The organism is Sphingomonas sp. (assembly GCF_040398505.1).
GTDB lineage: Bacteria > Pseudomonadota > Alphaproteobacteria > Sphingomonadales > Sphingomonadaceae > Sphingomonas.
On sequence record NZ_JBBATX010000022.1, the window covers coordinates 1,980 to 14,957 of the forward strand.

General features: G+C 62.1%; 22 protein-coding genes. All 22 read right to left on the bottom strand.

What is annotated here, in order from left to right:
* Positions 1–102: 102 nt before the first annotated feature.
* Complete coding sequence (rpmD, locus tag ABWP09_RS04830) at positions 103–279, bottom strand: 50S ribosomal protein L30 (RefSeq protein ID WP_188449588.1); 177 nt, start codon at positions 277–279, stop codon at positions 103–105.
* A 6-nt stretch (positions 280–285) separates the two neighbouring features.
* The gene (gene rpsE / locus ABWP09_RS04835) at positions 286–1,041 is read right to left on the bottom strand and encodes a 30S ribosomal protein S5 (RefSeq protein ID WP_353204028.1); all 756 of its coding nucleotides are present in this window, start codon (positions 1,039–1,041) and stop codon (positions 286–288) included.
* Between the two features lie 2 nt (positions 1,042–1,043).
* A complete protein-coding gene (rplR, locus tag ABWP09_RS04840) occupies positions 1,044–1,403 on the bottom strand; it encodes a 50S ribosomal protein L18 (RefSeq protein ID WP_353204029.1) in 360 nt (119 codons plus the stop codon).
* Entirely contained in the window at positions 1,403–1,936 is a 534-nt protein-coding gene (gene rplF / locus ABWP09_RS04845) for a 50S ribosomal protein L6 (RefSeq protein WP_353204030.1), read from the bottom strand. Before rplF ends, rplR begins: the two co-directional genes overlap by 1 nt.
* A 1-nt stretch (position 1,937) precedes the next feature.
* Entirely contained in the window at positions 1,938–2,333 is a 396-nt protein-coding gene (gene rpsH / locus ABWP09_RS04850) for a 30S ribosomal protein S8 (protein ID WP_010185507.1), read from the bottom strand.
* Between the two features lie 10 nt (positions 2,334–2,343).
* Entirely contained in the window at positions 2,344–2,649 is a 306-nt protein-coding gene (rpsN, locus tag ABWP09_RS04855; RefSeq protein WP_188449598.1) for a 30S ribosomal protein S14, read from the bottom strand.
* 1 nt (position 2,650) lies between these two features.
* A complete protein-coding gene (gene rplE / locus ABWP09_RS04860) occupies positions 2,651–3,217 on the bottom strand; it encodes a 50S ribosomal protein L5 (RefSeq protein ID WP_353204046.1) in 567 nt (188 codons plus the stop codon).
* A gap of 19 nt (positions 3,218–3,236) precedes the next feature.
* Positions 3,237–3,554, bottom strand: a complete 318-nt coding sequence (gene rplX, locus ABWP09_RS04865; RefSeq protein ID WP_188449600.1) for a 50S ribosomal protein L24 — start codon at positions 3,552–3,554, stop codon at positions 3,237–3,239.
* A gap of 1 nt (position 3,555) precedes the next feature.
* On the bottom strand, positions 3,556–3,924 hold the full coding sequence (rplN, locus tag ABWP09_RS04870; RefSeq protein ID WP_010164574.1) for a 50S ribosomal protein L14: 369 nt from the start codon (positions 3,922–3,924) through the stop codon (positions 3,556–3,558).
* 64 nt (positions 3,925–3,988) lie between these two features.
* Positions 3,989–4,261 (bottom strand): 30S ribosomal protein S17, encoded by a 273-nt coding sequence (gene rpsQ, locus ABWP09_RS04875; RefSeq protein ID WP_176495426.1) that lies wholly within the window; start codon positions 4,259–4,261, stop codon positions 3,989–3,991.
* A gap of 10 nt (positions 4,262–4,271) precedes the next feature.
* Positions 4,272–4,490: a 50S ribosomal protein L29 gene (gene rpmC / locus ABWP09_RS04880; RefSeq protein ID WP_188449602.1), complete on the bottom strand. Its 219-nt coding sequence runs from the start codon at positions 4,488–4,490 to the stop codon at positions 4,272–4,274.
* Between the two features lies 1 nt (position 4,491).
* Positions 4,492–4,926, bottom strand: a complete 435-nt coding sequence (rplP, locus tag ABWP09_RS04885; protein ID WP_010164579.1) for a 50S ribosomal protein L16 — start codon at positions 4,924–4,926, stop codon at positions 4,492–4,494.
* 10 nt (positions 4,927–4,936) lie between these two features.
* Positions 4,937–5,638, bottom strand: a complete 702-nt coding sequence (rpsC, locus tag ABWP09_RS04890; RefSeq protein ID WP_188449604.1) for a 30S ribosomal protein S3 — start codon at positions 5,636–5,638, stop codon at positions 4,937–4,939.
* Positions 5,638–6,021, bottom strand: coding sequence for a 50S ribosomal protein L22 (rplV, locus tag ABWP09_RS04895; RefSeq protein WP_188449606.1), 384 nt, complete (start codon positions 6,019–6,021; stop codon positions 5,638–5,640). Before rplV ends, rpsC begins: the two co-directional genes overlap by 1 nt.
* On the bottom strand, positions 6,021–6,296 hold the full coding sequence (rpsS, locus tag ABWP09_RS04900) for a 30S ribosomal protein S19 (RefSeq protein ID WP_010164582.1): 276 nt from the start codon (positions 6,294–6,296) through the stop codon (positions 6,021–6,023). The genes rplV and rpsS overlap by 1 nt, the downstream gene beginning before the upstream one ends.
* Before the next feature lies 1 nt (position 6,297).
* The gene (gene rplB, locus ABWP09_RS04905) at positions 6,298–7,152 is read right to left on the bottom strand and encodes a 50S ribosomal protein L2 (RefSeq protein WP_353204031.1); all 855 of its coding nucleotides are present in this window, start codon (positions 7,150–7,152) and stop codon (positions 6,298–6,300) included.
* 4 nt (positions 7,153–7,156) lie between these two features.
* Complete coding sequence (locus ABWP09_RS04910) at positions 7,157–7,468, bottom strand: 50S ribosomal protein L23 (RefSeq protein WP_188449610.1); 312 nt, start codon at positions 7,466–7,468, stop codon at positions 7,157–7,159.
* Positions 7,461–8,087 (bottom strand): 50S ribosomal protein L4, encoded by a 627-nt coding sequence (rplD, locus tag ABWP09_RS04915; RefSeq protein ID WP_353204032.1) that lies wholly within the window; start codon positions 8,085–8,087, stop codon positions 7,461–7,463. Before rplD ends, ABWP09_RS04910 begins: the two co-directional genes overlap by 8 nt.
* A gap of 2 nt (positions 8,088–8,089) precedes the next feature.
* The gene (gene rplC / locus ABWP09_RS04920; RefSeq protein ID WP_353204033.1) at positions 8,090–8,845 is read right to left on the bottom strand and encodes a 50S ribosomal protein L3; all 756 of its coding nucleotides are present in this window, start codon (positions 8,843–8,845) and stop codon (positions 8,090–8,092) included.
* 232 nt (positions 8,846–9,077) lie between these two features.
* On the bottom strand, positions 9,078–9,386 hold the full coding sequence (gene rpsJ / locus ABWP09_RS04925) for a 30S ribosomal protein S10 (RefSeq protein WP_007406109.1): 309 nt from the start codon (positions 9,384–9,386) through the stop codon (positions 9,078–9,080).
* A 160-nt stretch (positions 9,387–9,546) separates the two neighbouring features.
* Entirely contained in the window at positions 9,547–10,737 is a 1,191-nt protein-coding gene (gene tuf / locus ABWP09_RS04930; protein WP_188449616.1) for an elongation factor Tu, read from the bottom strand.
* Between the two features lie 103 nt (positions 10,738–10,840).
* The gene (gene fusA, locus ABWP09_RS04935) at positions 10,841–12,916 is read right to left on the bottom strand and encodes an elongation factor G (RefSeq protein WP_188449618.1); all 2,076 of its coding nucleotides are present in this window, start codon (positions 12,914–12,916) and stop codon (positions 10,841–10,843) included.
* Positions 12,917–12,978 lie beyond the last annotated feature (62 nt).

A 12,978-nucleotide genomic window follows, 5' to 3' on the forward strand; every position in this document is an offset into this window, starting at 1 on the left:
CTTTCGCTTTTGTCGCGCTGATAAAATGAGGAAGGGGGCCGTTAGCCCCCTCCCCTGTCTTTGTCTATCACCCTCGCACGCAAGCGCGCGACGGCAGATACATTACGCCTCGATCTTCACCATATGCGCCACCTTGCGGATCATGCCGCGAACTTCGGGCGTGTCCTGCAATTCGCGCGTACGATGCATCTTGTTGAGGCCGAGGCCGATCAGCGTCGCGCGCTGGTCGGATTCGCGGCGGATCGGCGAACCGGTCTGCGTGATCTTGATGGTTGCCATGATCGTTTACTCCACGATCGCTTCGGCTTCGGCCTGGGGTGCTTCCGCACCACCACGGCCGAGCAGGTCGGCGATCTTCTTGCCACGACGTTGCGCCACCGACTTCGGGCTGACCTGTGCGGTCAGCGCTTCGAAGGTCGCACGGATCATGTTGTAGGGGTTGGACGTGCCGACCGACTTGGTCACGACGTCCGCCACACCCAGCGATTCGAACACGGCGCGCATTGGGCCACCGGCGATGATGCCCGTCCCCTGCGGTGCCGAGCGCAGCGTGACGAGACCGGCGCCGAAATGGCCGTTACCGTCATGATGCAGCGTGCGGCCATCCTTGAGCGGAACGCGAACCATTGCCTTCTTGGCAGCGGCGGTCGCCTTCGAAATCGCCTCGGGCACTTCGCGCGCCTTGCCGTGGCCGAAGCCGACGCGGCCCTTGCCGTCGCCGACGACGACGAGGGCTGCAAAGCCAAAGCGCTTGCCGCCCTTGACCGTCTTCGACACGCGGTTGATGTGGACCAGCTTCTCGATCAGCTCTTCGCCGCCATCGTCCGAACCCGGACGACCACCGCGATTGTCACGACCGCCGCGATTGTCGCGTCCGCCACGGTTTGCACCGCCGCCAGGACCGCGACCGCCGCCGGGACCACCACGACCGCCGCCAGGGCCACCGCGTCCACGCGGCGCTTCCTGCTGCCGAGCGGGCGCCGCGTCGGGCGCTTCTGCGCCAGAGGCAATGGCGTCGTTCGGAATGTTGTCGTCAGCCATAATTAGAACTCCAATCCGGCTTCACGCGCGGCTGTCGCCAGCGCCTTGACGCGACCGTGGAACAGAAAGCCACCGCGATCGAACACGACCTGCGTCACGCCAACGGCCTTGCAGGCCTCAGCGATACGCGTGCCGACCGCCGTTGCGGCATCGACATTGGCACCGGACGTGTCGCGCACGTCCTTTTCCAGCGTCGAGGCAGCGGCAAGCGTAACGCCCTGCGCGTCGTCGATGATCTGCGCATAGATGTGACGGCCCGAGCGATGGATCGACAGCCGCGGACGGCCCGATCCACGCGCGCGGAGCGCAGTGCGGTTGCGGCGGCGCCGCTTCTCGAAGAGAGACATACCCTTGGTCGACATTACTTCTTCTTCCCTTCCTTGCGGAAGATGAACTCGCCATCGTACTTGATACCCTTGCCCTTGTAAGGCTCGGGCTTACGCCAGCGACGAATCTCTGCGGCGAGCTGACCGACCTTCTGCTTGTCGGTGCCCGAAATCTCGATCGTCGTGTTGTCGGGGGTCTTGACCTCGATCCCCTCCGGCACGTCGATGTTGACGTCGTGGCTGTAGCCAAGCTTCAGGTTCAAATTCCTGCCCTGTGCGGCGGCGCGATACCCAACACCGTTGATCAGCAGCTTCTTGGTGAAGCCGTCCGAAACGCCAGTGATCAGGTTCTGCACCAGCGTACGCTGCATCCCCCAGAACGCGCGAGCGCGCTTGGTGTCGTTCGCCGGGTTGACCGAAACGCCACCCTCTTCGAGCACATAGCTGATCTCTTCGCGCAGTGGCATAGCGAGGGTGCCCTTGGGACCCTTCACCGTGAGCTGCTGGTCATCGATCGTAGCGGTGACACCGCTCGGGATCACGACCGGCTTTTTACCGATGCGGCTCATATCAGAACACCTCCGCGAGGACTTCGCCGCCGACATTCTGTTCGCGCGCTTCGGCGTCGGACAGAACGCCGCGAGGCGTGGAGACGATCGTGATGCCGAGGCCGTTCATGACGCGCGGCAACTCGGTCGAGGCCGAATAAACGCGACGACCGGGCTTCGAAACGCGGGCAACGTGCTTGATCGCAGGCTGGCCCTCGAAATATTTCAGCTCGATGCGGATGCCGGCCGCGGGGCCCATCTGCTCTTCGCTATAGCCACGGATGTAGCCTTCGCGCTGCAGCACGTCGAGGACGCGGGCCCGCAGCTTCGAGCCCGGCGTCAGGACAGAGTCCTTACGCGCGCGCTGGCCGTTGCGGATTCGGGTGAGCATATCACCCAGGGGATCGGTCAATGCCATCTGTTGATCCTTACCAGCTCGACTTCGTAACGCCGGGGATCAGGCCCTTATTGGCCAGATCGCGCAGCTGAATACGGCAGAGGCGGAACTTGCGATAATAAGCGCGCGGACGACCCGTCAGCTCGCAGCGATTGCGGATGCGCGTCGGGTTCCCGTTGCGGGGAATCTCGGCCATCTTTAGCCGCGCTTCGATCCGCTCGCCGTCGCTCAGCGACTGATCGGCAGCAATTGCCTTCAATGCTGCGTACTTGGGCGCATACTTCTTGACGAGCATCTTGCGACGCTCGTTCTTATTGACAGAACTTACCTTCGCCATCTTATGCCGCCTTCTTTTCGGTCGCGTCTTCAGTTACTTCCGGCGGGAACGGGAAGCCGAACAAACGGAGCAGCTCGCGCGCTTCGTCGTCGGTCCGTGCCGTCGTCGTGACGATCACGTCCATGCCGCGGATCTTGTCGATCCGGTCATAGCTGATTTCCGGGAACACCAATTGCTCCTTCAGACCGCAGGCATAGTTGCCGCGTCCGTCGAACGACTTGGGGTTGAGCCCGCGAAAATCGCGAACGCGCGGCAGCGCGATCGTGATGAAACGGTCGAGGAATTCGTACATGCGGTCGCGGCGAAGGGTAACCTTCACGCCGATCGGCATGCCTTCGCGCAGCTTGAACTGGGCGATCGACTTCTTGGCCTTGGTCACGACGGACTTCTGGCCAGCAATCAGCTCCATTTCCTGGGCTGCCTGGTCGACCTTCTTCTTGTCCTGCGTCGCTTCGCCAACGCCCATATTGAGGACGATTTTGTCGAGCCGCGGAACTTCCATCGCGTTCTTGTAGCCGAACTTCTCGGTCATCGCGGCGACGATCTTGTCGTCGTACATGCCCCGCATCCGGGGCTTGGTGGTAGCATCAGCCACTGATCTTCTCCCCGGTCTTGACCGCAACGCGGACCTTCTTGCCGTCCTGGGTCTCGAAACGAACGCGCGTCGGCTTGCCGTCGGCGGTCACATGCGCAACCTTGGAAATGTGCATCGGTGCTTCCGAACGCTTCAGGCCACCCTGCGGGTCACCCTGGCTCGGCTTGGTGTGGCGCACCGCGATGTTGACGCCCGACACCACGACCTTACCGGCCTTGGGCAGCGCAAGCGTGACGTCGCCGGTCTTGCCCTTATCCTTGCCGGACAGGACGATGACGCGGTCACCCTTCTTGATCTTAGCGGAAGCCATTTTACAGCACCTCCGGCGCGAGCGAGATGATCTTCATGTGCTTCTTGCCGCGAAGCTCACGCACCACTGGGCCAAAGATACGCGTGCCGATCGGCTCTTCGTTCTTGTTGACCAGGACGGCTGCGTTCGAATCGAAGCGGATCACGGTGCCATCGGCGCGGCGAATGTCCTTCGCCGTACGCACGATGACGGCACGGTGCACGTCGCCCTTCTTCACGCGGCCGCGCGGTGCGGCTTCTTTCACGCTGACGACGATGATGTCGCCGACGCCTGCAACACGACGCTTGGAACCCCCAAGCACCTTGATGCACATAACCCGCTTCGCGCCGCTATTGTCAGCGACCTCGAGATTGGATTGCATCTGGATCATGGATCCGCTTCCTTCTCTTCTCTGGCACCGATACCGACCGGTGCCGCCTCAATAAACGACGCGTTTAAGCGTCGACGTCGACCCGCTCGGGCGTCGCGTGGGTGTTGACCCGATCGACGACCTTCCAGGTCTTCAGCTTGGAGATTGGTGCGGTCTCTTCGATCCGCACGGTCTCGCCCTGCTTGAACTCATTGCCCTCATCATGGGCATGATATTTCTTCGTACGGCGGATGATCTTGCCGTAGAGCGGGTGCTTGACCTTGCGCTCCACGTTCACGACCACCGTCTTGTCGCCCTTGTCGGAGACGATCAGCCCCGTCAGCACGCGCTTTGGCATGTCTAAATCCTTACTTCGCAGCCGCGTCGCGCGAACGCGACGACTGCAGGGTCTTGATGCGAGCAATGTCGCGACGAACTTCGCGGACGCGGCTCGGCTTTTCGAGCTGGTTGGTCGCCGCCTGAAAGCGCAGGTTAAACGCCTCGCGCTTCAGATTGCCGAGCTCTTCGCCCAGCTGATCTTCGGTCTTCGCGACCAGGTCGGAACGACGCGTGTCGATCTTGGCCATGTTATGCAACTCCCAGATGCGAGGTGTCGCCGAGACGGGCAACAACCTTCACCTTGATCGGCAGCTTCATCGCTGCACGGCTGAACGCCATTGCGGCGATATCGCCCGGAACGCCGTCCAGTTCGAACAGGATCCGGCCCGGCTTGACGCGCGCTGCCCAATATTCCGGCGACCCCTTGCCCTTACCCATGCGGACTTCGGCAGGCTTGCCCGAGACGGGAACGTCGGGGAACACGCGGATCCACAAACGACCCTGGCGCTTGATGTGACGCGTGATCGCGCGGCGAGCCGCCTCGATCTGGCGGGCGGTGAGACGGTCCGGCTCCATCGCCTTCAGGCCGTACGACCCGAAGTTGAGCGTGGTGCCACCCTTGGCGTCGCCATGGATGCGGCCCTTGAAGGCCTTACGGAACTTGGTCTTTTTCGGTTGAAGCATGATCTATTCCTTAGCGGCGCGGATCAGGCCGGACGCCGGAAGTCTGTGCTTCCATCATCAGCCGGTCGGTCGCCATCGGGTCATGGCCCAGGATTTCGCCCTTGAAGATCCACACCTTCACGCCGCACACACCGTATGCGGTGTGTGCCGTTGCTTCGGCATAATCGACATTGGCGCGCAGCGTGTGAAGCGGCACGCGACCTTCGCGATACCATTCCGAGCGCGCGATTTCGGCACCGCCAAGACGGCCACCGCAATTGATCCGGATGCCCTCGGCACCAAGACGCATTGCCGACTGCACCGCACGCTTCATCGCACGTCGGAAGGCGATACGACGTTCGAGCTGATCGGCGATGCCCTGTGCGACGAGCTTGCTGTCGACTTCCGGCTTGCGGATCTCGACGATGTTCAGGCTGACGTCGGACGTGGTCATCTTGCCGAGCTGGCGGCGCAGCTTTTCGATATCCGCACCCTTCTTGCCGATGATGACGCCGGGGCGCGCTGCGAAGATCGAGACGCGGCACAATTTGGCCGGACGATCGATCACCACCTTGGAGATCGCTGCCTGCGGCAACGACTTCATGATGAACGCGCGCATCCGGAGATCCTCGAGCAGAAGACGACCGTAATCGGCCCCTTCCGCATACCAGCGGCTATCCCAGGTGCGATTGATCTGCAGGCGCAGACCGATGGGGTTCGATTTCTGACCCATTACGCTTCTTCTTCTTCCATTTCGCGAACGACGATGCGCAAGCGGCTGAACGGCTTCAGGATGCGGGTCGATTTGCCGCGACCGCGGGTGGCGAAACGCTTCATCACGATCGACTTGCCGACCGATGCTTCCGACACGATCAACGCATCGACATCGAGGTTATGGTTGTTCTCGGCGTTGGCGATGGCCGAGGCCAGCACCTTGCGCGCTTCGATCGCCATGCCCTTGGTCGAGAATTGCAGGATGTTCATCGCATCGCCGACCGGCTTGTTGCGAATGAGCGCTGCCACCAGGCCGAGCTTCTGCGCCGAACCACGGATCTGCGCGCCGACCGAGAGGGCTTCCTTCTCGCCGACCCGGCGGGGGGATTTAGCCTTTGACATTAGCGCTTGCCCTTCTTGTCCGCGGCATGGCCGGGGAAATAGCGGGTGGGCGCGAACTCGCCGAGCTTCATGCCCACCATGTCCTCGTTGACCGAAACCGGCACGAACTTGCGACCGTTATAAACGCTGAACGTGAGGCCCACGAACTGCGGCAGGATCGTCGAACGACGCGACCAGGTCTTGATCGCCCCGCGCGCGTTGGTTTCCTGTGCGGTTTCTGCCTTCTTGAGCAGATGAAGGTCCACGAACGGACCCTTCCAGACTGAGCGAGCCATGTTAGCCCTTCCTCTTCGTCGAATGACGCGAACGGATAATCATCTTGTCCGTCGCCTTGTTGTGGCGGGTGCGTGCACCCTTGGTCGGCTTGCCCCATGGGGTAACCGGATGACGGCCGCCCGAGGTCCGGCCTTCACCACCGCCGTGCGGATGGTCGACCGGGTTCTTGGCGACGCCGCGCGTCAGCGGGCGGATACCCAACCAGCGATTGCGACCGGCCTTGGCGAGATTGGTGTTACCATTGTCGGGGTTCGACACGGCACCGACCGTCGCCATGCAGTTCGCATGGATGTAGCGTTGCTCGCCCGAGTTGAGACGCACCATGACCATGCCCTTGTCGCGACCGACGACCTGCACATAGGTGCCGGCCGAACGGGCGATCTGGCCACCCTTGCCCGGCTTCATCTCGACGTTGTGGACGATCGTGCCGACCGGCATCTGGCCCAGCTCCATCGCGTTGCCTGGCTTCACGTCGGTCTTCTTGTCGGCGACGACCTTGTCACCGACGGCAAGACGCTGCGGCGCGACGATATAGGCAACGTTTTCCTTGCCGTCCTCGGTCTTGCCATAGTTGATCAGCGCGATGAACGCGGTGCGGTTGGGATCATATTCGATCCGCTCGACCGTGCCTTCGACGCCCCACAACCGACGCTTGAAGTCGATGATGCGATAGCGCTGCTTGTGACCGCCGGCGATGCCGCGCGACGTCACATGGCCCTTATTGTTGCGACCACCGGTCTTACGCTTGCCCTCGGTCAGCGCCTTGACGGGGCCACCCTTGTGCAGGCCAGAACGGTCGATCAGGATCAGGCCACGGCGGGCCGGGCTGGTCGGGTTATAATGCTTCAGTGCCATCGGATCAGATCCCCGTCGTCACGTCGATGGACTGGCCGTCCTTCAACGTCACGATCGCCTTCTTGATGTCGGAGCGAGTGTAGGGCGCGCCCTTCCACTTCTTGGTCTTGCCCTTCTGGACGATCGTATTGACCCCCAGCACGGTCACGTCGAACAGCGCCTCAACCGCAGCCTTGATCTGCGGCTTGGTTGCGTCGTTGGCGACCTTGAACACGACGGCGTTATGCTCGCTGAGCAAGGTCGCCTTTTCGGTGATGTGCGGTGCGACGATCACGTCATAATGACGCGCGTCGATCGCGGTTTTTGGCTTAGCCATTGAAGCGCGCCTCCAGCATGTCGACGGCAGCGCGGGTCAGGACCAGCGTGTCGTGCTTCAGGATATCATAAACATTGGCACCAGCGGCCGGCATCACGTTGATCGTGTGCAAATTGCCCGCGGCGAGCGCGAAGCTGGTGTCGACTGCGTCGCCGTCGATGACGAGGGCCGTCTTGCCCGTGCCGAGCTTCGCCCAATCCGCAATCAGCGTCTTGGTCTTGTTCTCGGCAACCGCGAGGCTGTCCATGACGATCAGCGTGCCGGCCTGGGCATGGCTCGACAGCGCCATCTTCAGACCAAGCGCACGAACCTTCTTGTTCAGCGACGGGTTGAAGTCGCGGACGCGGGCGCCATGCGCCTTACCACCACCGATGAACACCGGAGCGCGGCGATCGCCGTGACGGGCGGTACCGCCACCCTTCTGATTGCCGAACTTCTTGCCGGTACGCGCAACATCGGCGCGCTCACGCGTGCCGCGTGCGGTCGCACGGCGCTTTTCGAGCTGCCAGGTCACAACACGATGCAGGATATCGGCGCGCGGATCGAGGCCGAAGACCTCATCGTTGAGCTCGATGTCCGTACCGGTCGCACCATCGAAAGACTGAGATGTAACCTTCATGATCAGCCCTCCTGGCCGTCGGTCGCGTCCACGGTCGCGACGTCAGCAGGCGTCTCGGCGGGAGCGGTGTCGTTATTGTTCGCGACGGCGCGCAGACCGGCGGGGTACGGCGCGTCTGCGTGCCGTGCGACCTTCACCGAATCCTTGACGAGCAACCAGCCCCCCTTCGAGCCAGGGACCGAGCCCTTGACGAAGATGAGACCGCGCTCGACGTCGGTCGAAACGATTTCGAGGTTTTGCTGGGTGCGGTTCTTGTCACCCATGTGCCCGGCCATCTTCTTGTTCTTGAAGACCTTGCCCGGATCCTGGCGCTGACCGGTCGAACCGAGCGAACGGTGCGAGACCGAAACGCCGTGCGTCGCGCGCAAACCGCCGAAGCCCCAGCGCTTCATACCGCCCTGGAAGCCCTTGCCCTGCGTCACGCCCTGAATGTCGACGATCTGGCCGGCAACATAATGGTCGGCGGAGATTGTCGCGCCAACTTCGAGGACAGCGTCATCGGAAACGCGGAATTCCGCCAGCTTCGCCTTGGGCTCGACTTCGGCCTTGCCAAAATGGCCACGCTGCGGCTTTGCGACATTCTTTGCTTTTGCGGTACCCGCGCCCAGCTGGACTGCGACATACCCGTCTCGATCGGCCTCGCGAACGGCCACAACTTGCAGATTTTCCAGCGACAGAACGGTCACGGGCACATGGCGCCCATCGTCCTGGAACCAGCGGGTCATCCCCATCTTTTTCGCGATCACGCCAGTGCGCATGATCAATGCTCCATTCAATGCAGAGGCACCCCACGGACGATTCCGGAGGGTGCGTGCTAGCCCTGTTTTATTTTATACTGCGGCCCCGACCCGGGCTGGTGCCCCCCGCCTTGGCGGTGGAGCGTGTCGGGGGACGCAGACCCGGGCGATATCTCTTTAGAAGAGCGCCCGGCGGTATCCCGTCTATCTGGCGCGGCCCAAGGGCCGCACCGAATCTCGTGGAAGCGCGCTCTTACGCGAGCTTGATCTCAACGTCAACGCCAGCGGCAAGATCGAGCTTCATCAACGCGTCGACCGTCTGCGGGGTTGGCTGAACGATGTCGAGCATGCGCTTATAGGTGCGGACCTCGAACTGCTCGCGCGACTTCTTGTCGATGTGCGGACCGCGGTTCACGGTGAACTTCTCGATGCGCGTCGGCAACGGGATGGGGCCACGGATCAGCGCGCCGGTACGGCGGGCGGTGTCGGCGATGTCGCCGGTCGCCTGATCAAGCACACGATGATCGAACGCCTTAAGACGAATGCGGATATTGCTGTCCATAGTCCCTACCGATGCGAAAGAGCGGGCCCCGTAAGTCGTACGGCTTCGGGGCTCTTGCTGTTAAAACCAAAATCAGAGGCGGCGCACTAGCCGAGCCTCTCACAAATAGCAACCGCCCCGGCCTCCTTTTGGAGACCGGGGCGGCAGTATTTTTTAGTGCTTAGGCCGAAATACCGCTGACGATACCCGAACCCACCGTACGGCCACCCTCACGGATGGTGAAACGCTGGCCGACGTCCATGGCGATCGGTGCGATCAGCTTGACGCCGAGCGCGACATTGTCGCCGGGCATCACCATCTCGGTGCCCTCAGGCAGCTCGACAGTGCCGGTCACGTCGGTCGTGCGGAAGTAGAACTGCGGACGATAGTTGGCGAAGAATGGCGTGTGACGGCCACCCTCGTCCTTCGACAGCACATACACTTCCGACGAGAAGTCGGTGTGCGGCTTGATCGTGCCGGGCTTGCAGAGAACCTGGCCACGCTCAACTTCTTCACGGCCAACGCCGCGGATCAGCGCGCCGATGTTGTCGCCAGCCTGGCCCGAGTCGAGCAGCTTGCGGAACATTTCGACGCCCGTGACCGTGGTCTTGCGCGTGTCGTTGATGCCGACGATCTCGACTTCCTCGCCAACCTTAACGATGCCGGTCTCGACGCGGCCCGTGACGACCGTTCCACGACCCGAGATCGAGAACACGTCCTCGATCGGCATCATGAACGGCTTATCGAGCGGACGCTCGGGCTGCGGCAGGTAGGTGTCGACGGCTTCCATCAGGCGAAGCACGGCGTCATGGCCAATCTCGGGCGTAACGTCGTTCAGCGCGGCAACAGCCGAACCGCGGATGACCGGGATGTTGTCGCCATCGAAGTCATACTTCGACAGCAGCTCGCGGATCTCCATTTCGACCAGCTCGAGGATTTCCTCGTCGTCGACCAGATCGACCTTGTTCATGAACACCACCATCGTCGGCACGCCGACCTGGCGCGCGAGCAGGATGTGCTCGCGCGTCTGTGGCATCGGGCCGTCGGTTGCGGACACGACCAGGATCGCGCCGTCCATCTGCGCCGCACCGGTGATCATGTTCTTCACATAATCGGCGTGGCCCGGGCAGTCGACGTGGGCGTAATGGCGTGCCAGCGTCTCATACTCGACGTGTGCGGTCGAGATCGTGATGCCGCGCTCGCGCTCTTCCGGCGCCTTGTCGATGTTTGCATAGCTGGTGAACGTGGCGCCACCGGTCTCGGCGAGCACCTTGGTGATCGCAGCCGTCAGCGACGTCTTGCCATGATCGACATGGCCGATCGTGCCGATGTTGAGATGCGGCTTGTTCCGCTCGAACTTTGCTTTCGCCATGATTTCCTACCTTGATTGATGCGGTTCGCGGCCTTCCGGGCACCACGCGAACGCGCGCCCTTAACGACCTATTTCAGATAACGCCAGCCCTGCACGCAGGATGTTACGCCAATTTCGCCTTCACCTCGTCCGCGACGTTGCTCGGCACTTCGTCGTAATGCGAGAATTGCATGCTGTACTGCGCGCGCCCCTGCGTGAACGAACGCAGCTGGTTGACGTAGCCGAACATGTTGGCCAGCGGCACGATTGCCTCGACCGTCTGCGCGTTGCCGCGGCTGTCGGTGCCCTGAATCTGGCCACGACGGCTATTCAGATCGCCGATCACGTCGCCCAGATAATCCTCAGGCGTCACGACTTCGACCTTCATGATCGGCTCGAGCAGCTTGATCCCGGCCTTCTGCGCGGCTTCGCGCATGCAACCACGCGCGCAGATTTCGAACGCCAGCGCGCTCGAATCGACGTCGTGATACTTGCCGTCGGTCAGCTCGACCGAGAAATCGATGATCGGGAAGCCGATCATCGATCCGGTCAGCGCGGTTTCGCGCATGCCCTTCTCGACCGAAGGAATATACTCCTTCGGCACGTTGCCACCCTTCACCGAATCGATGAAGACGAAGCCCGAACCGCGCTCGCCCGGCGTCACCTTGACGCGGACTTCGGCGAACTGGCCCGAGCCACCCGACTGCTTCTTGTGGGTGTAGGTCAGCTCGACCGGCTTGGCGATATACTCGCGATACGCAACCTGCGGCGCGCCGACATTGGCCTCGACCTTGAACTCACGACGCATGCGATCGACCATGATCTCAAGATGGAGCTCTCCCATGCCCTTGAGCAAGGTCTGGCCCGATTCGTGATCGGTCGACACGCGGAACGACGGGTCCTCGCGCGCCAGACGATTGAGCGCGATGCCCATCTTTTCCTGATCGGCCTTGGTCTTGGGTTCAACCGACACTTCGATCACGGGCTCGGGGAATTCCATCCGCTCGAGGATAATCGGCTCCGCCTGCGAACACAGCGTGTCACCCGTCGTCGTGTCCTTCAGACCCGCCAGCGCCACGATGTCGCCGGCATAGGCGATCTGGATGTCCTCGCGGTCGTTCGCATGCATCAACAGCATGCGGCCGACCTTTTCTTTCTTGTCCTTGACCGAATTCAGCGCCGACGACGCCGTCTCGAGCTTGCCCGAATAGATGCGGGCAAAGGTCAGCGTCCCCACGAACGGATCGTTCATGATCTTGAAGGCGAGCGCCGAGAACGGCGCATCGTCGGCGGCCGCGCGGCTGTCCGGCGTCACGCCATCGAGCTTCAGGCCGTTGATCGCCGGCACGTCGAGCGGCGACGGCAGATAATCGACGACCGCGTCGAGCAACGGCTGGACGCCCTTGTTCTTGAACGCCGAGCCGCACAGAATCGGCACGAACGACGAATTCAGCGTACCCTTGCGGATCAGCCGCTTCAGCGTCGCGACGTCTGGCAGCGTGCCTTCGAGATAGGCCTCCATGATGTCGTCGTCCTGCTCGACGGCCATCTCGATCAGCTCGCTGCGCGCGGTCGCGGCTTTTTCCTTCAGATCGTCGGGGATGTCCTGATATTCGAACTTCGCGCCCAGCGATTCCTCAAGCCAGATGATCGCGCGGTCCTCGACCAGATCGACCAGGCCCTTGAACCCGCCCTCGATCCCGATCGGCAAATACAGCACCGCCGGGCGCGCACCGAGACGATCCTTGATCATCTCGACGCACATCTCGAAGTTCGCGCCGGTGCGGTCGAGCTTGTTGATGAAGCACATCCGCGGCACGCTGTACTTGTCGGCCTGACGCCACACCGTCTCGGACTGCGGCTCAACGCCGGCAACGCCATCGAAGCAGGTGATCGCGCCGTCGAGCACGCGCAGCGAACGCTCGACTTCAATCGTGAAGTCGACGTGGCCGGGGGTGTCGATAATGTTGATGCGATGGTCGTTCCAGAAGCATGTCGTGGCAGCCGACGTGATCGTGATCCCGCGCTCCTGCTCTTGCTCCATCCAATCCATCGTCGCGGTGCCTTCATGAACTTCGCCGATCTTGTAGGACTTACCGGTATAATACAGAATCCGCTCGGTCGTCGTCGTTTTGCCGGCGTCGATATGCGCCATAATGCCGATGTTGCGGTACATTGAGAGCGGATGGCTGCGGGCCATGATCGGTTCCTTGGGAATGTGGAGAGGCCGGAGCTATGCCCCGGCCTGTCCGATATAGGTAC